The sequence below is a fragment of the Gracilibacillus sp. HCP3S3_G5_2 genome, assembly GCF_052063305.1.
Taxonomy (GTDB): domain Bacteria; phylum Bacillota; class Bacilli; order Bacillales; family Amphibacillaceae; genus Gracilibacillus.
The window spans coordinates 1-19,193 of the sequence record NZ_JBQHXU010000002.1; the positions used below are offsets into that span (position 1 = coordinate 1).

The window sequence follows — 19,193 nt, forward strand, 5'->3', positions numbered from 1 at the left end:
GCCATATTCAACAATGGGCAATGGTCATGAATCAGCTGTTAATTCATGATCACCTTAATGAACGTGTGTTAAAGTATTTAGAATAACTTACACACTTTTCTTGACAAGCCCACTCAAACCAAAAAGCAACACCATTTTTGAACGAAATTTGCGTACCCTATTAACCATTGAAAGTATACCCCACTCCCCAAACTGTTTTAATCCATTTATTTTTTTGCTTATCTTCTTTCAGTTTTTTCCGCAAAGTTCTCACATGGACCATAACGGTATTACCACTTTCAAAATATGCTTGTCCCCATACCTGTTGAAAGATATTATCCACACTATAAACCTTCTTTGGGTGACTTGCTAATAAATACAATATATCAAACTCTTTTGGAGTTAGCTCAATATTTTCTCCATATAGCATAACTTTTCTTTGATCAGGAACAATTACTAGCCCAGCAAATTCTAAGGTCAATTTGTTATCTGTTTGCGTTTGATTCAACTTTATAAAGCGTCTTAACTGAGCATTTACACGAGCTACTAATTCAATAGGTGAAAATGGTTTTGTCATATAATCATCAGCCCCAATAACAAGGCCCTGTACCTTATCGAAATCAGATGTTTTTGCACTCAGAAATATAATAGGCATATTATGTTGACCACGTATTCGCCGTGTTACTTCATATCCATCTATTTTTGGCATCATTATATCCAAAATCAGCAAATCAATTTCAGTTGTCTCAATAATTTGAATGGCTTCTCGTCCATCAGATGCTTTGATAATATCATATCCTTCTTTTTCTAGATGGATGGCAATTAAATCTCTAATCTCCTGTTCATCATCAACAACTAAAATTGAGATACGTTTCATCTATTCCACTCCTTGTTCATAGTTCATTCTAGTAAATTATCACTTAATGCCATTATTTATCATGATAATTTTTAGGTAAAAGCAATACTCCTTTGTATTTTCTATTATTTTCTTTATTTGTTCAAGAGGATTCGTTCAATGGATAAATATATTAGATTGTCACATTTTAACATTCAAGAAGGTGGAATGAAATAATATAACTAGATAGTCTTTCAGCATTACAAAAAAGTATGATCAACTTTATTAGCTGATCATACTTTTTATCTAAACTAACAATGGCTTTGCCCTTTTTTGGATCCTGTTTCTCCTGCCAGTACATCCCCACCAGTTGAACGTATTACTTCATTTGTAATTTCTCTAGCAATGGTATTCGTCACAAGTTGTAGCAGATCATTAATGACTACCTGTGACTCTTTAAACTCTTGGACGACTGGGATTTCATCAATCTCTGCTTGCAAACGGTCAATTTCAGCTTCCACACGCTTTAATGCTTCGTGCTTACCATAAGCTTGAAAATTAACAGCTTGCTTCTGTAATGCTTTAATTTTTTTTATGGAACTTTGAACTTTATTATTCTCATTCAATTTTGCTTCTAATTGTTTGAAACGATCAATTTCTTCCATATTAGCCATTTTGTTAGCTAACTGGTGAGCTTCTTCCATCACTTCTGCTTTTGTATATTTCGCCATTTATTTCACCTCTACTGCTGATTCAACCATTTCTCCGTCTAAAGTCCATGTTTTCGTGTTAGTAATCTTCACTTCTACAATTTCACCAATGACAGATTTAGGTCCTCTAAAGTTTACTAATTTATTTTTTTCCGTATAACCAGATAAAACTTCCGGATCTTTTTTACTTTCCCCTTCAACTAATACTTTGACTGTTTGGCCTTTATACTTTTTCATCGCTTCTGCAGATTGCTTATTCACTAGCGCATTTAGCCGTTGCAGACGTTCTTTCTTTACTTCCATCGGGATGTTGTCTTCCCAACGTGCAGCTGGTGTACCCTCTCTCGGTGAATAGATAAATGTATAAGCACTTTCAAATCCAACTTCTTCTACAAGTGACATCGTTTCTTCAAATTGTTCATCTGTTTCATTAGGGAAACCGACGATAATATCTGTTGTTAAAGTTGCGTTCGGCATTGCTTCTCTAATTTTTCTTACTAATTCTAAGTAGCTTTCTCTTGTATATCGGCGCGCCATTACGCGAAGAATGTCAGAGCTTCCTGATTGTACTGGTAAGTGAATATGATCCAGGAGATTACCACCTTTAGCTAGTACTTCAATTAAGCGATCATCGAAATCTCTAGGGTGTGACGTTGTAAAACGAACACGTGGAATATCTATTTTACTTATTTCCTCCATTAAATCACCGAGGCCATACTCAAAATCAAGATCTTTTCCATATGCATTTACATTCTGACCTAGTAATGTAATTTCTTTATATCCTTGTGCAGCAAGATGACGAACTTCCTGAATAATATCTTCAGGCATACGGCTACGTTCTTTACCTCTTGTATATGGAACAATACAGTACGTACAGAATTTATCACAACCATACATGATGTTTACCCATGCCTTGATTTTACCTTTTCGTGCTTTTGGAAGGTTTTCAATAATGTCCCCTTCTTTTGACCAAACTTCAACAACCATTTCCTTGCCAAACATCGCTTCGTTAATTAACTGTGGTAAACGGTGAATGTTATGTGTACCAAAGATTAAGTCAACAAATGAATGTTTTTTCAATATACGATTAACAACTGATTCTTCCTGAGACATGCACCCACAAACCCCTAAAATTAAATCAGGGTTTTCTGTTTTTAATGGTTTTAAGTGACCAAGTTCTCCAAAAACCTTATTTTCTGCATTCTCACGAATTGCACAAGTATTTAAGAGGATAATATCCGCATCATTTGTATCTTCCGTAGGCGTATAACCCATTTGTGAAAGAATACCAGCCATTACCTCCGTATCATGCTCATTCATTTGACATCCATATGTACGGATAAGAAACTTCTTTCCCTTACCAATCGCTTTCATCTCTAGAGGGATGTCAAAATCATAATGAATATCTACATCCTTTTTCAAACGCTTCTTTGCTTTGCGCATGTTTGGTGGTTCATAAGTTGTTTGAAAATATTTCGAAATTAATTCATCACTTGACATGTTTTTTAAACGATCCAAATTATCGTTCGCATCGGATTTTACGTCCGTTGAACTCTTTTGGCTAATTTGCTGACTTTCTAAACGTTGTTTTTCATTCATGCTATTTATCTCCTTTCTTACTACTCAATCATAAAGATAAAACTACTTCATCTATTATAGGGGATAAACCGTTTAAATACAAAGCGATATTACTGACAATTTATGAATTAAGTAGGAAAGTGATCGATGAAATTCTGGTGACAAATTTTTTTAATTACAATTGGAGAAAGTTTTTGATTCATTGCAGCTTGTAAGTTACTAAATTGCTCAATCGATGACAGGTTTTCTATAAATCGATCTGTTCCATCGAAATCTGAGCCAAATACTAGATGATTTTCGCCTCCAATACTTAAAAAATAGGAGATATGTAACAAAAGGTCATGAATTGTTGCAGAAGAATTTGCTGTAACAAAGTATTGGACGAAAGTGATACCTATTAATCCATCTTTCTCTATAATTTTACGCGCCTGTGCATTCGTTAAATTACGGAAATGAGTACAAACAGTTCGGCTGTTTGCATGTGAAACGATTAAATTTTCTGCGAGATCAACGGCTTCATCAAAGCCTCGTTCTGATATATGCGCAAGATCCACCCATACCTTTTCTTGATTAGCCAGTGTAATTACTTCTTTGCCAAACGCGGTCAGTCCACTCCCCCTTGGTTCTTCTAATCCATCTACTGCAAGGTTTGCCTGGTTCCAAGACATACCTATCATTTTAACTCCTAGCCGAAGAAGTGTTCTCAGTTTGTAAAGGTCTCCCCCAATACAATCTAATCCTTCTAATGTTAGCATTGCACCTTTTTCATTTGGTTGTAACCGTTCGATTTCTTCTTTTGTTTGAATAAACTGAATATCGGAAAACGGTTTAATTATTTTTTCAAAAAAAAGATCTACCATATGTACTGCCACCGAATATTTAGCTTCTGTCGGGATATATTCTGGAATATAAATAGCAAAACATTGCACTTTGACAGAACTTTGCATCCACTTTTGATAATTTACATCCAAAAACGATTCGTCTGTAAAATCAATACAGTGTGACCACATCTTGTATAATGCATCACAATGACAATCAATAATCATATGTATTCCCCCCAGAAAGATAATGGAAATGAATCGCTTCCAACCATTTCTTTACACTCCTAGTAGATACATAACTGCGAACTAATTCCCGTTCTGAATTAGGGTGAGTGCATGCATCTGTTGCGGGAAAATACTACGCTTAGCATAGTATTCTGACTATAGAAAACAAAGCTCCTTAGAAATTAATATCTATAGTCTTTCGCTTTCAAAAAGTAGATCTACTTTATTAGTGTAGGCCTAATGGAAGACTCCAGTGGGACTCACCAGAACTGAAGATCCATTTGGTAAAGAAAAACGAAACCAACTTTTAGATACTCCCCAGATTATGTACTATATACATAATCTACTGTATATAAAAACCTGTTTGTCTATTAACAAACAGGTTACTAATATTCCGTATTATCTTGGCTCGACAATTAACTTTATTGCTGTACGTTCCTCGTTATCAATCATAATATCAGTAAAAGCGGGGATGCATATGAGATCAACTCCACTCGGAGCAACAAAACCACGTGCGATTGCAACTGCTTTCACTGCTTGATTAAGTGCACCGGCACCTATCGCTTGGATTTCCGCTGAACCACGTTCACGTAATACATTTGCAAGTGCGCCTGCTACAGAATTCGGGTTTGATTTTGCTGAAACTTTTAATATGTCCATTCCTGGTACCTCCTTCAAATGCTATTGTTATTCCACTTTTACTATATTCATGATATTGAAAGATATTCCTTTTTATTATGAAGGATTGCCCTTAAAAATTCAAATAATCTGTAGTATAGGCCATTCTTTAGGAAAAGAATGGATGATCATCATTAATTTGAATGCGATCCATTTTTAAAGCCTTTCCAGTAGTATTGTCGACATCAATAATTACACCGCTTAACTGGGTTCTACCTGATTTCGGTACTTCAAAGCGAACAGGTAATCCTGTAAGGAATTTCTTTATCACCGCTTCTCTTTCCATACCCAATATCTCATCATAAGGACCCGTCATACCGACGTCTGTTATATATGCAGTACCATTTGGTAATATTCGATGATCTGCCGTTTGCACATGTGTATGAGTACCAACCACTACACTTGCTTTTCCATCAGAATACCACCCAAATGCTTGCTTTTCACTAGTGGCTTCTGCATGAAAATCAACAAAAATAATATTGGTACGCTTTTTTGCTTCGGCGATCAATTCATCTATTTTACGAAACGGGTCATCAACTGGCTGCATAAACGTTCGGCCAAGCAAATTGATAACTGCGATTTCTTGTCCATTTGATTTGATATAGACTATGTCATTTCCAGGTGTATCGGGTGGTAAATTACCAGGACGAACCATGTAGGTCGCATCATCAATAAAATTGAAAATCTCCCGCTTATCCCATGTATGATTGCCCATTGTAAGTGCTTGCGCTCCCCACTCAAGTAAGCTTTTATAAATTTTCTCGGTGATCCCTTTTCCCGCTGCAGCATTTTCCCCGTTAACAATCGTTACATGTGGTTGATATTTTGCTTTCAATTTTGGTAAATATTCTTGTACCATATCTCTTCCTGGTGAACCTACGACATCACCAATAAATAAAATCTTCATGCACTTCTACCTTTCTTTTTTAGTAACCATAGTTTTGCACACAATTTTCTAAAAGTCAATTTGACACGGCATCTTTTAACTACACTAGTAAAGTAAGAAACATACAAGCATAAAAATAGAGAGACTTTGTAAGTCTCTCTATTTTGCATATTCTACTGAGCGAGTTTCGCGGATTACGGTTACTTTTATATGTCCCGGATAATCTAATTCCTCTTCTATTCGTTTTCGAATATCTCTTGCAATCTTAGTAGATTCTGCATCATCAATTTCGTCTGGCTTCACAATTATTCGGATCTCTCGTCCTGCTTGTATAGCGAACGATTTTTCAACGCCAGCATATGACTCAGAAATTTCTTCTAGTTTTTCTAAACGTTTAATGTAATTTTCTAATGTTTCACTTCTTGCACCTGGTCTTGCTGCTGAAAGTGCATCTGCTGCAGCAACGATAACTGAGATAACAGACGTTGCTTCTTCATCACCATGGTGTGATGCAATTGCATTAATAACAACTTCATTCTCTTTATATTTCGTTGCTAGCTCTTTACCGATTTCTACGTGGCTGCCTTCCACTTCATGATCAATTGCTTTACCAATGTCATGTAATAAACCGGCACGTCTAGCGAGTGTTTGATCTTCTCCGAGCTCAGCAGCTAATAGACCGGATAAATAAGCTACTTCTGTAGAGTGTTTTAATACATTCTGTCCATAGCTTGTTCGATATTTCAATCGACCCAATATCTTCACTAAATCAGGATGAAGACCGTGAACTCCTATTTCAAAAGTTGTCTGCTCTCCAAAATCGCGAATATACTCATCAACTTCACGTCTTGATTTATCCACCATCTCTTCAATTCTAGCCGGGTGAATTCGCCCATCCTGCACTAGTTTTTCTAATGCGATTCGAGCAATTTCTCGACGAATCGGGTCAAAACCAGATAAGATTACTGCTTCTGGTGTATCATCAATTATTAGATCAATACCTGTCAGTGTTTCTAAAGTGCGAATATTGCGTCCTTCACGACCAATAATTCGACCTTTCATCTCATCATTCGGAAGATTGACTACGGAAACGGTGGTTTCAGCTACATGATCAGCAGCACATCGTTGCAATGCAAGGGATAAGATGTGTTTCGCCTTCTTATCAGCTTCTTCTTTCGCACGATTTTCTGCTTCTTTAATCATTAAGGCAGATTCATGTGTAACTTCTTCTTCCACACGTTGCAAAATGATTTGTTTTGCTTGATCCGTGGTGTATCCTGATATCCGTTCTAATTCTGCTTGTTGCTCGCTTAACATGGCTCCAACTTTGCTTTCCATTTCTTCAATTTGTTGTTGTTTTTCTGTAAGCGAACCTTCCTTTTTTTCCAACATTAGCTCACGTTTGTCTAAAGTTTGATCCTTACGATTGAGGTTTTCTTCCTTTTGCATGAGACGACTTTCAAGCTTTTGAATTTCTGCTCGACGTTCTCTGAGCTCTTCTTCAGCTTGTTGACGAATTTTATGATTTTCGTCCTTCGCTTCTAGTAATGCTTCTTTCTTCGCAACTTCAGCGTTTTTATAGCCTTCTTCCACAATTTGTTTGGCTAATTCCTCAGCACTGGAAATTTTCTTCTCTGCAATGCTTTTTCTAATCAGATAACCAACAACAATACCGACAAATGTAAGCAAAATGGAGATGATGATTCCTGTGTCCATAATTTCACCTCCTATTGCTATAAACTTGTACAAATTTTTTAAGTCGGCATGTACAATAATACGTTTTAAATAAATTAAATGTATAATAATTTTGAAATTATACATGTTAATTTTAATCTTCTATTCTTAGAATGTCAAGGATTGTAAGTTTTTGTTCAGATAAGGATTAATGAGCTAAAAGCCTTGAATCTAAAGACTTAATAATGTTAGTGAGCATACATTAATCACGCATAGAAGTCTAGCCAAAAAAGAAAACTCCACAGTCAATATAGACTACGGAGTCTTCATTTTTATTCATCTAATAAACTTTCTTGAAGTTCTTCTTCTACTTCCGTGCTGCCATCTTCAATATCATAATGTGCTCGAATTGCACGATAGATTTCCTCGGCTACTGTTGGATTCTCTTTTAAGAATTGCTTAGCATTTTCTCGTCCTTGACCAAGTCTTTCATCGTTATAGGAATACCATGCTCCGCTTTTCAAGACAATGTCTAAATCCGAACCAATATCTAGGATTTCTCCTTCTCTAGATATTCCCTCACCATACATAATATCAACTTCTGCCTGTTTAAATGGTGGAGCTACTTTGTTCTTTACCACTTTAATTCGTGTTTTATTACCAACCATATCATTACCTATTTTTAATGTTTCAGCACGTCTTACTTCTAATCGAACAGAAGAATAAAATTTCAATGCTCTACCACCAGGTGTTGTCTCCGGATTTCCGAACATTACACCGACTTTTTCACGGATTTGGTTAATAAATATTGCTGTTGTCTTAGATTTATTGATTGCACCAGATAACTTACGTAAGGCTTGAGACATTAAGCGTGCTTGTAAACCAACGTGTGCATCGCCCATTTCCCCTTCGATTTCCGCTTTTGGTACTAACGCAGCAACAGAGTCAATAACAATAATATCAACTGCACCACTACGAACAAGTGCTTCAGCAATTTCTAAAGCTTGTTCACCAGTATCAGGTTGAGATAACAACAGCTCATCAACATTGACACCTAATTTTCTTGCATATACCGGGTCAAGTGCATGCTCTGCATCAATAAAAGCTGCTTGTCCACCTGCTCGCTGTGCTTCAGCAATTGCATGAAGGGAGACTGTTGTTTTACCTGATGATTCCGGTCCATATATTTCAACTACTCGTCCACGTGGATAACCACCTACACCCAATGCAACGTCTACGGCAATAGATCCACTAGAAACGGTCGCAACTTTTTGTTCTGCCTGTTCACCAAGCTTCATGATGGAACCTTTTCCAAACTGTTTTTCAATTTGCTTTAAAGCCATATCTAAGGCTTGTTTTCTATCACTCACATTAATTCCTCCTTCATATTCCTATCACTATCTTACAACCTTTTACGACTTTTCACAAGTAAAAAACGAATAAATGTTCCCATTGTTTTCATAAAAATAAAAATAAATTTTACGTAAATCAAGAACAAAAGCATTTTTTCTATTTAATAGCTCTTATAGAAAAATGCTTTTGCAACGATTTTAAATATAAATTTTCATTATTTTTTTAGTTGATAATATAGCAACTCAAAGCCTTTTTTGACTGCTCGCTGTCGAATCGACTGACGATCACCATTAAATTGAAATTTTTCGGTATAATGCTGATTCTCTTTATTACAAATCGATATATAAACCGTGCCAACAGGTTGATTTTCTATTTCATCAGGGCCAGCAACTCCGGTAAAACTAATGCCTATTACTGATTGATAAATCGTCTTCACTTGAGAAGCCATTGCTTCGGCACATTCTTTACTAACTGTTCCATACTTTGTGATTAGTTCGTCAGATATCTTTAATGCGGATGCCTTAGCGAATGGTTGATATACCACCGCTGCACCATTAAATATCGCAGATGCTCCACTTTGATTAACTACCCTGGCAGCAAAGGCTCCTCCTGTCAGGCTTTCTGCACTAGCAATTGTTAAATTCTTTTGATTTAATAATGCAAAAACACTCTGTTCAATATTCACGTTATCGTAACCATAGAGGTATTGCCCAACCCGTTCCTTTATTTTCAACTCAACCTGATCGATAAGCTGTAGCGCTCTATCATTATTGTCAGCTTTTGCAGTGAGCCGTAAAGCTACTTCACCTTCAGATGCTAAAGGAGCAATCGTAGGATTCGTTTGATTGGATATTAAATCTCTCAATTCATACTCTAGTTGTGACTCACCGATTCCAATAAACCGTAACATTCTAGACCTGATAACTGTGTTTAGAGATAACCTAGCATGTAAGAATGGTAGTACTTCTTCCATCATAATAGCTTTCATTTCACGTGGCACCCCTGGCATAAAAACCCAAATAGTCTGATGACATTCTACGATTATCCCAGGAGCCATTCCAACCGAATTATGCAACACTTTGGATCCTTCGAATACATTCGCTTGCTTTCTATTATTTGGTGTCATCGGACGGTTATTCTTAACAAAAAAAGCTTCTATTTTAGCTAATGTATCCTGGTCTTCGATAATGGATAATCCAGAAATATGCTGAAATGCTTCCCTTGTTAAATCATCTTCGGTTGGACCGAGACCACCAGTTACCAATACGATATCAGATCTTTTTTCTGCTGTACGAAAAACGTTTGTCAAACGATGAAAATTATCCCCTACTACTGAATGATAATAAACAGAAATACCCTTATCAGCTAATTGTTCGGAGAGCCATGCAGCATTGGTGTTGACAATTTGCCCTAACAAAAGTTCTGTTCCCACGGAGATCAATTCTGCTTTAACCTCTGCCATCACTTAGAGTCTCCCATCACATGCCAATTTTTTACAAAATATTCCACTCCTGACACAATAGTGATGATTAGAGCTGCATATAATAATATAATATCAATTGGTAACCCAATCATTGCAAATGGTACATTCTGAAGCAACAAGAAAATAATGGCAAGTATTTGCAGAACCGTTTTAAATTTCCCCAGCTGACCTGCTGCAAGTACAACACCCTCTCCTGCGGCAACTAGACGTAAACCAGTAACTGCGAATTCTCGACTAATAATAACAATTACCACCCATGCAGGGGCCATTTCGAGGGCCACTAATAAAATAAATGCAGCGGAAACTAACAGTTTATCTGCCATAGGATCAAGGAATTTGCCAAGGTTTGTCACTAGTTGGTATTTTCGAGCATAGTAACCGTCAAGCCAATCAGTTGCTGAAGCAATCGCAAAAATTATGACGGCTACCAGATGAGCAATTGGAATCGACTCATCGCCTACATTCCATATCCCCCAATCAAATGGATAAGATAATAATAAGATAAAAATTGGAATTAACATAATTCGTGATAATGTTATTCGATTAGGTATATTCATTTCAAAACACTCCTTCATATTACTTGGAAAGCAAAGGTCGAAGCCTTGCTATTTGTTTTTTTTGATTTATTTTTAATAAAAAACGAGTCTGATGTGGTAAAAACAAACCCTCTTTATCCATGCAAAGAGGGTTATGAAAGCATTTATTGTTTTTCGATCGTAATCCAAACTCTTTGAACCTGAGATGCGTTTACTTCATCCGATAATTCAAGCACTTCACCATTTAACTCTATATTTATGGTTTGTGGTTCACCAAATCTTAAATATAGCTCCTCTACTTCTGAAACATCAACCTCTAGTGGACTTTCATCTGTCGTAAAAGTCTTTTCATATAAGCTCTCACCTGTCTCATCAGCAATCTCAAGCCAATTCATATTTTCAGTAGTGATAACCAATGATATGTCCTCTGATGATGTTGTAAAAGTATAGTAAGAATCATTATTTTCATAACTATCCAAAGACAATTCCGTAACTTCTTCTTGTTCCTCTTCAATTGGTTCTTCCTCTTCGTTCTCGGCCTCATCCTCTTCATCAGCCGGGGTTGTTTCTTGAGCAGGAGGGAGCTGAACTGACTCTCCTGCTGAATTATCATTATTACCAACAGGAGCCGGATTCACCTCATCTCCTGAAAAATAACCTTGTTTAAACAACCACACTAATAGAACTATACCTATAATCAACAAAACGACGATAACACTGGGGATAAACGAAAAAATAACCGGTGTTTTGGTAGAAGTTCTATTTTTTTTACTACTTCTCACCCGAGAATGTACGACAGTTTCCTCATTATCGAAAGGTAAATCATGTTTGTACTCCTGTATTAATTCTTCGGGGTCTAAACCAAGTATGGTTGCATATTCTTTAATAAAAGCCCGTACATAAAAAGAACCAGGCATAACATTAAATCGCTCTTGCTCGATTGCATTCAAATATCTTACTTGTATTTTGGTCAAGTTTTGAACATCTTCTAATGACATATTTTTGCGTTCTCGCTCTTCTTTTAATCTTTCTCCAATTCCCATCTGTAACACCATCCATCAATCTTTAATCAATATATATGAACATATTATGTACTCTATCTAATTAGACGTTTATTTGTTCCGTTTTGTTTCATTTTAAACAACATATCTTAATCATATCTTAAAATAAATCGATTGAAAAGAGAAATATCCATGAATCTGACAAATTAAAGAAAAATTTATCAAAAATTTGTTGCAATAACTGTTAAAAACCCTATAAAGCATAGTATATATGCTTTACAGGGTTTGTTAAACTGCCTTATTTTGTACCTTCGCTTTGAACTAGCTTCACCATAATATTCGCAATGGCATGCTGTTCTTGTTCATCTGCTGCATTCCATAAGTCACGTAACATTTTTTCTTGATCGTTTTTAGCTTGCACTTCTGTTGATAAATAGTTACCAATATCATATGCAAGCTCAGATATTGCCTGATTACTTATTCCGTTATTTTGCGCCTCGTGCAAACGATCTCCTAAAAAATCCTTCCATGACTCAAAGTTGTCAATTACAGACATGTTCATTCCTCCTTTATCAGCATACATTACTATCTTTCGATAATTTGAATAAAATATGCATACTAACAAAAGGAAGATAAAAGGAGACGATGACCTGTGGGGATACAGACTTTTAGCACCGTGATAAACAAGAATCATCCCCAAGCACCGTTCACTCGGATTAATTCACCTTGAATATAAGTAGATTGGTCACTACAAAGAAATTGAACAGCATCTGCAACATCATCAGGTTTACCTGCTCTTTGTAGTGGAATATCCTGAATCAGCTGTTGCTTCTCTTCATTAGTTAATGCCTGGTTCATTTTCGTATCAATAAAACCAGGGCTAACCCCATTAACAAAAATATGACTTGGACCTAGCTCTTTTGCCAGTGATTTTATAAAGGCATTTTGTGCACCTTTAACAGTCGAATATGCCACTTCACAACTAGCTCCTATTTCACCCCAAATCGAAGAAATCAAGATAATGCGCCCAAATTGATTTCTCACCATATCTGGAATTAACGTTTGCGTTATTTTCCATGGAGATTTCACATGTAATTGTAGCATATCATCCATGTCTTGCTCTTCCATATCCTGAAATAACCCATAATAAGCTTTTCCGCTTGTATAAATGAAGTGATTAATATCTGATGGTAACTGACTAATAAATTGATTTAAACCATGCCTATTGGCTAAATTTGATTGAATTACATCGATTATCGTGTTATTTGGTATTTGCTTCAGCAGTTTGTCTATTGCTGTTTTGTTTTGATTATAGTGTAGCAGAAGTTTATGGTTCTGCGTTGCTAATTGCCTGGCTATAGCCATGCCAATTTCCCCGCTTGCACCAGTTATAACTGTTCTCTTCTCCATCATTTTTATCCTCTATTCATCTGCTTTAACAAAACAAGTCGAAAGTTGGTCTTCGGTAATCCATTTTTGTGTAAAAGATTGCATATCATCATATGTCAGGTTTTCTAACCAATTGATACTTTCAAAGAAGTCGATTCCCAATAATTGATAATGTGTGTATTGATTAGCAATAAATTCTAATGAATTCATAGCACGTAATAACTGACCAATTTTTTTACCTTTGATCCGATCGAAACTTTGTTGATCGATCGAAGTAGTTTGCAGATTTAATAGCTCTTGTTTAATCATCTGTGTTAATTTTTGAGGATCTTTCGTATTTCCGCCAATAATACTAAACCCGAAATTACGTTCTAAATGTGACTCACTGCTAAACGATTGATCAATAAGCCCAGCATCATACAAACGTTCATATGCAACACCACTTTTAGAGAATAGGTGATCTAATACGATATCTGTTAACCATTCTTTTAACATAAATTCTTTAGGATCTTCAGGAATTACATGCTCTTTGATACCAACCAATGCTTTTGGTACAGAGACAGGCATTTTAATGGTTAATTCTTTTTCTGCAACTTCTTTTGGCTCATCTGGAAATTTCCGGGCAATCGGTTGTGGTGGATCAAAGTTCTTTTGCTCTTGATTATTTTTTATAAATTCCATAGTTTCTTCAGGGTCAACATTTCCTGCAATAAATAGAACCATGTTATTAGGATGATAAAAGGTGTGATAGCACGTATATAAATCATCCTTCGTAATATTATGGATCGACTCTACCGTTCCTGCAATATCAATTTGTACAGGATGGTGGTGATAAAGACTTTTAATGGTTCCGAAAAATGCTCTCCAGTCTGGCTGATCATCATACATTCTTATTTCTTGTGCAATAATGCCTTTTTCTTTTTCAACAGATTGCTCTGAAAAATAGGGATCTTGAACAAAATCTACAAGTGTTTGTAAATTCTCTTTTATTTTTGACGTAGCAGAAAATAAATAAGCAGTTTTCGTAAAAGAAGTAAAAGCATTAGCTGAAGCACCTAGCTTTGAAAAATCCTGAAAAACGTCACGATCTTCTTTTTCAAATAATTTATGCTCTAAGAAGTGTGCAATGCCATCAGGAACCGTCTGGTAATTCTGTTCATTCAGTGGAACAAAGCTTTGATCTATCGAACCGTAATTAGTTGTAAATATCGCAAATGTTTTTGCCATCTCTCGCTTCGGTAAAATAAACACGCGTAGGCCATTTGAAAGTGTTTCTGAATATATATGTTCCTCAATTTGTTGATAATGCTTATGCTTCACCTTGCTCCGCCTCCTTGCTCGTCAATAAATAAACGGTATCTAGTTTTATTTTGTTGGCAACATTCATTACTTGATCTTTTGTAACCACTCTAACTTTCTCCAGTAGCTGTTCTGGTGTTATAGATGATTGTGCCAGTACTCTTTGATAGTGTAATTCAATCATTCCTTGTGGATTATCTAATGTTTCTCGCAATTGATTAATGGTCATTTCTTTTGTTTCATTAAGTTCATTATCGTTAAACTCACCATTCCGCATTTGCCCCATTTGTTCTAAAATTATTTGCTTAGCTTTTTCGTATTGTTCTGGAGCAATGCCACTAAAGACAAACATCAAGCCTTTATGACTTTCAATCCTTGACGCAGCATAATACGCTAAACTATGTTTTTCTCGAACATTCATAAATAATTTAGAACTAGGAAATCCACCAAATAAGCCGTTAAAAACATGTAAGGCCGGATAATCCTCATCATCAAACGTAATATTGGTACGATAACCGAAATGTAATTTTGCTTGCTTGATATCATCTTTTTCGATGAGTGTTTGTGCATCTTTATCAATCACAGTATTATTCGTTTTTTCAATTGGTCTTTGTTCTCTATCTGCTACCAAACCTGTGATTTTTTCCTCTACGTCTAATTCCTCAATATCTCCTACTACAAAAATATCGAGATGATCCTGATTTAATATTTGCTGATAATATGTGTAAAGGTCCTCTGCTGTTATTTCATCCAAATCTTCTTCATAACCGTGGACACGTAAACGATATGCCTCTTCCTTACACATTTCTTCAATCATCCGTGTATTGGCCAAACTCATTTTATCCTCTTTTAACGATTCGATCTTACTTCGTAACGTTTCTTTTTCACGGGTTACTATTTTTGGATCGAACGAGTTATTGAATAATTTAGGTTGATATATAACCTCTTGAAGGAAAGCGATTCCTTTATTTAATAAATCCTGTGAACCTGAAATATACTGTTCATTAGCCAATTCTAATCGAATCGTTAAAATATGATTTTCCCCTTTTTTACTACTATCGACTGATAATACCGTTCCGTATAACTCGTCTAGATGTTGACGTAATTTGATCGCAGTAGGATACTTTTCTGTTCCTTGCTGCAAAATGTAAGGAAGTAACGCTCTTTTTGTAACATTTTCTCTAGTTAATTTGGATGTGAATTTAAGTGAAAGGTGAATAGTTTTAAATTTTTTCGTATGTATAAGATGTAAATCATACCCTTCTTTTGGGATGATTTGTTCAGAAGTTTCTACCATATACTCTACTCCTTTAAATTAATTTGTTGTCTTATATATTCTATCAAAAAAACCAAATATTATGCTTAAACAGAAGGTCACCGAGAGGTATTAAATCCAACTAATGATTAACAAACCTATTCACTTACTTTAAGTATAACCTTTATGAAAAGCTTAAAAACCCGTTCCATTTTATCCAAAATCAAAAACGGGTTTTTAAGCTTCTACTGATACGTCTATTCTATATTATAGTCTTTTCCTTAAAACATAAAAACTAAAAACATCTGCTCTAAAAAAATTTGCCGAATATAGTACTGGTTCGTTTTCTCTCGTGTAATGCATCTGTCGTAATAGTAATAATGCTTGGTCTGGCTCACAATTTAGAATGGGTGAAATCCTTTCATGATAACCAATCGGTTCAATATAGGCAACCGCATAATCTATTTCCTTTTTTGCATATGTTTGTAGGGCTTGAAAGACAGACTCCTGACTATGAATTAACTCTAAAGGCAGATAACGATGATCAACTCTATCTATACAGTAAACGACAGGCTCACCATCTGCTGTTCTTACTCGCTCAAGCTGAGCGAACTTCTCGATTTCTAATGGATCAAACCGACGATTATCTTCATCTGTAGGATCTGTTAACTCTGCAGATATATACTGTACACCTGGTTTTTTACCTGACTTCTGTATCATTTCTGTCACACTACCAAGCTGTTCAATTCCGGATGATAGGATTGGCTTTGCATGTACAAAAACACCAACTCCCGGTCTTCGAATTAAGACATTTTCTTCCTCTAGAATAGAAATAGCATCACTGATTTCTTTACGTGTCACACCTAAATTTTTTGCTAATTCGTATTCTGTAGGCAGTTTTTCTTTTTCTTTATAATGTCCATCCTCGATTAAATTTTTTATATAATGCACTGCCGAAGTGGTTGATCCATTATTCATATTAGACAACTTAGTTTCCCCCAACCAATCTATATACTAATGTAAGTAAGTTATTACAAACAAATATAACACTTTTAAATCGAAGAATAAAGATTATTTTGTCTCTTTTGTATTTCTAGTACTAAGATGAAGAATTTGCTGTCATATCATCTGATGCTTGGCTTTGTAAAACTGTTCTTGGTTTGGAGCCTTCATAAGGGCCTACAATTCCTCTTTCCTCCATCGCATCAATTAACCTGGCAGCACGGGTATAACCGATCCTAAAACGCCTTTGTAACATCGAAACACTTGCACTTTGCATTTCAAGTACTAATTGTACAGCATCGTCGTACAAGTCATCATCTACTTTTTCTACAACTTCTGTCTCTTCTTCAGGAATCATTTCTTCCTGATATTGTGCTTTTTGTTGCTCGATACAATGGTCAACTACGCGCTCAACCTCTTCATCCGATAAGAATGCACCCTGAATACGAACAGGCTTGGATAACCCGACGGGGATAAATAACATATCACCACGACCTAATAGTTTTTCGGCACCACCAGAATCAAGAATTGTTCTTGAGTCCGTTTGGGACGATACACTAAAGGCAATTCTTGAAGGGATATTCGCTTTAATAACACCAGTAATAACATCCACTGATGGCCTTTGCGTCGCGATAATCAAATGAATACCTGCAGCTCGTGCCATTTGTGCTAATCTCGTGATAGCATCCTCTACTTCATTTGATGCAACCATCATCAAGTCGGCTAACTCATCTACAATTACGACAATATATGGTAGTTGTGGTTGCTGATCTTCTTCTGCTGCATTATGGCGCAAAATAAACTCATTATACCCTTCAATATTTCTTGTCCCTGTTTCTGAAAATAAATCATAGCGTCTTTCCATTTCGGCTACTACTTTTTTTAATGCCCTTGCAGCTTTCTTAGGATCCGTCACTACTGGTGTAAGTAAATGTGGAATACCGTTATACACATTCAATTCTACTTTTTTGGGATCAATCATCATCATCTTTACTTCGTGAGGTTTAGCTCTCATTAGAACACTTGTTATAATGCCGTTAATACAAACACTTTTACCACTACCTGTTGCACCAGCAACTAACAAATGCGGCATTTTATTTAGTTCTGCAATCACCGCTTCACCAGCAATATCCTTTCCTAAAGCAAACGCTAGCTTATTTTGAATTTGATTTTTTTTGGATTCAAGCACCTCGCGTAATGTAACCATCGCTGTCTCTTCATTCGGCACTTCAATTCCGACCGCAGATTTTCCTGGAATTGGGGCTTCTATACGAATATCCTTCGCTGCTAAAGCAAGTGCCAGGTCATCATGTAGATTAACAATTTTACTAACTTTTACCCCTGCTTCAGGATATACTTCATATTTTGTCACAGATGGCCCAACATGAACTTTTGTCACACGTGCCTTTACACCAAAACTTTGGAACGTTGTTTCTAATTTGCGGACAACTCGTTGGATGTATGTTTTTTCTTGTTGCTTTCCAAAGTTTTTCGGTAGTTCTAATATGTTCATTAATGGTAATTGATAATCCTGGTTCTCAAATTCCCTTGTTGGCAATTGTTCTGCCTTAGACATCTCCCAATTTTCTTCTTTTATCTCTTCATCCTTTGTCAATTCTTCCGTATTGATCGTTTCTAATTGCTCATTATTATTCTGCTCTATTACCTCTACTTCTTCATTTGCATAGGCAATGGCTGGCAACTCACTATCATTAGAATCCTGCTCCCTTTCAAGCAGTGTATCCTTACTTTCTGTTTTACTTCTTTTTTCTTTTCTTTTTTCTTTCCAAGTTGTAAATCGTTGGATACTTTGTTGTTGTTTCTCTTGTAATTTATCAAAAAGAGTTGAAAATAAATCTCCTATTGATAGATTACTAAAAACGATCACACCTATTAACATCATAAATGCAGCGACAATCATCGCACCGGTACTTGAAAACAGAAAATAACTGATTGCAAACATGATGGCAGCAATCATCCCACCACCAAGATAAGCCGCCGAACGTTCACCTCTAATGTATTCCGTATAAAAGGAAAAGCTTTGACCTATAATCGAAGGATAATCAACAGATCGATTAAAAGCTGATTCAAATGTAAGAATATGAGTCATTAATAAGAAGCCTGCTAAAATTAAATAAGTGCCTATCCACTTTCGCGTTAATACTTTTGGCCATTTTCGTTTCACCATCAGATAGATACCTAGAAATAATAGAAATAGTGAAACGATAAAATACCAAGTTCCAAAGAAAAATCGAAAAATATTTTCTAAAAGAGATGAAATAGCACCATCGCTAATCATCGTGGCGCCACTACCGAAAATAGCTAAAAACACTAATAACAGCCCTAGTAATTCTTTTTTTATATTTTTTTTTAACGGTTGTTTTTTTCTTCTTTTTTTTCTTTTTGCCATATAAACACTCCTCAAGTTCCCTATTCCACATTGTTTCCAATACAAGTATAATATGTATGAAATACCCTTGCTGATAGTT

The 19,193-nt window shown here is 35.8% G+C and carries 17 protein-coding genes; all 17 read right to left on the reverse strand.

Annotated features, from left to right (window positions below):
* Positions 1-160 precede the first annotated feature (160 nt).
* A complete protein-coding gene (gene vanR, locus ACTNEP_RS02400; protein ID WP_441159982.1) occupies positions 161-856 on the reverse strand; it encodes a vancomycin resistance response regulator transcription factor, VanR-F/VanR-M family in 696 nt (231 codons plus the stop codon).
* A 269-nt stretch (positions 857-1,125) separates the two neighbouring features.
* Positions 1,126-1,545: a RicAFT regulatory complex protein RicA family protein gene (locus ACTNEP_RS02405; RefSeq protein ID WP_441159983.1), complete on the reverse strand. Its 420-nt coding sequence runs from the start codon at positions 1,543-1,545 to the stop codon at positions 1,126-1,128.
* Positions 1,546-3,123 (reverse strand): tRNA (N6-isopentenyl adenosine(37)-C2)-methylthiotransferase MiaB, encoded by a 1,578-nt coding sequence (gene miaB, locus ACTNEP_RS02410; protein ID WP_441159984.1) that lies wholly within the window; start codon positions 3,121-3,123, stop codon positions 1,546-1,548.
* Between the two features lie 107 nt (positions 3,124-3,230).
* Complete coding sequence (locus ACTNEP_RS02415; RefSeq protein ID WP_441159986.1) at positions 3,231-4,148, reverse strand: dipeptidase; 918 nt, start codon at positions 4,146-4,148, stop codon at positions 3,231-3,233.
* A 399-nt stretch (positions 4,149-4,547) separates the two neighbouring features.
* A complete protein-coding gene (locus ACTNEP_RS02420) occupies positions 4,548-4,808 on the reverse strand; it encodes a stage V sporulation protein S (protein ID WP_003468886.1) in 261 nt (86 codons plus the stop codon).
* Between the two features lie 127 nt (positions 4,809-4,935).
* The gene (locus ACTNEP_RS02425; protein ID WP_441159987.1) at positions 4,936-5,733 is read right to left on the reverse strand and encodes a TIGR00282 family metallophosphoesterase; all 798 of its coding nucleotides are present in this window, start codon (positions 5,731-5,733) and stop codon (positions 4,936-4,938) included.
* A 138-nt stretch (positions 5,734-5,871) separates the two neighbouring features.
* Positions 5,872-7,428, reverse strand: coding sequence for a ribonuclease Y (gene rny, locus ACTNEP_RS02430; protein ID WP_441159988.1), 1,557 nt, complete (start codon positions 7,426-7,428; stop codon positions 5,872-5,874).
* Between the two features lie 290 nt (positions 7,429-7,718).
* Positions 7,719-8,756, reverse strand: a complete 1,038-nt coding sequence (recA, locus tag ACTNEP_RS02435) for a recombinase RecA (RefSeq protein WP_441159990.1) — start codon at positions 8,754-8,756, stop codon at positions 7,719-7,721.
* A 197-nt stretch (positions 8,757-8,953) separates the two neighbouring features.
* Positions 8,954-10,201: a competence/damage-inducible protein A gene (locus ACTNEP_RS02440; RefSeq protein WP_441159991.1), complete on the reverse strand. Its 1,248-nt coding sequence runs from the start codon at positions 10,199-10,201 to the stop codon at positions 8,954-8,956.
* The gene (gene pgsA / locus ACTNEP_RS02445) at positions 10,201-10,779 is read right to left on the reverse strand and encodes a CDP-diacylglycerol--glycerol-3-phosphate 3-phosphatidyltransferase (RefSeq protein WP_441159992.1); all 579 of its coding nucleotides are present in this window, start codon (positions 10,777-10,779) and stop codon (positions 10,201-10,203) included. The genes ACTNEP_RS02440 and pgsA overlap by 1 nt, the downstream gene beginning before the upstream one ends.
* Before the next feature lie 143 nt (positions 10,780-10,922).
* Complete coding sequence (locus tag ACTNEP_RS02450) at positions 10,923-11,801, reverse strand: helix-turn-helix domain-containing protein (protein WP_441159993.1); 879 nt, start codon at positions 11,799-11,801, stop codon at positions 10,923-10,925.
* Between the two features lie 256 nt (positions 11,802-12,057).
* Positions 12,058-12,315, reverse strand: a complete 258-nt coding sequence (locus tag ACTNEP_RS02455) for a DUF3243 domain-containing protein (RefSeq protein WP_441159994.1) — start codon at positions 12,313-12,315, stop codon at positions 12,058-12,060.
* Between the two features lie 134 nt (positions 12,316-12,449).
* Entirely contained in the window at positions 12,450-13,169 is a 720-nt protein-coding gene (gene ymfI, locus ACTNEP_RS02460; RefSeq protein WP_441159996.1) for an elongation factor P 5-aminopentanone reductase, read from the reverse strand.
* Between the two features lie 12 nt (positions 13,170-13,181).
* A complete protein-coding gene (gene yfmH, locus ACTNEP_RS02465; protein ID WP_441159997.1) occupies positions 13,182-14,468 on the reverse strand; it encodes an EF-P 5-aminopentanol modification-associated protein YfmH in 1,287 nt (428 codons plus the stop codon).
* Positions 14,458-15,744, reverse strand: coding sequence for an EF-P 5-aminopentanol modification-associated protein YfmF (gene yfmF, locus ACTNEP_RS02470; RefSeq protein WP_441159998.1), 1,287 nt, complete (start codon positions 15,742-15,744; stop codon positions 14,458-14,460). Before yfmF ends, yfmH begins: the two co-directional genes overlap by 11 nt.
* Positions 15,745-15,969: 225 nt before the next feature.
* On the reverse strand, positions 15,970-16,680 hold the full coding sequence (locus tag ACTNEP_RS02475) for a GntR family transcriptional regulator (RefSeq protein WP_441160584.1): 711 nt from the start codon (positions 16,678-16,680) through the stop codon (positions 15,970-15,972).
* A gap of 121 nt (positions 16,681-16,801) precedes the next feature.
* Complete coding sequence (locus tag ACTNEP_RS02480) at positions 16,802-19,114, reverse strand: DNA translocase FtsK (protein ID WP_441159999.1); 2,313 nt, start codon at positions 19,112-19,114, stop codon at positions 16,802-16,804.
* Positions 19,115-19,193 lie beyond the last annotated feature (79 nt).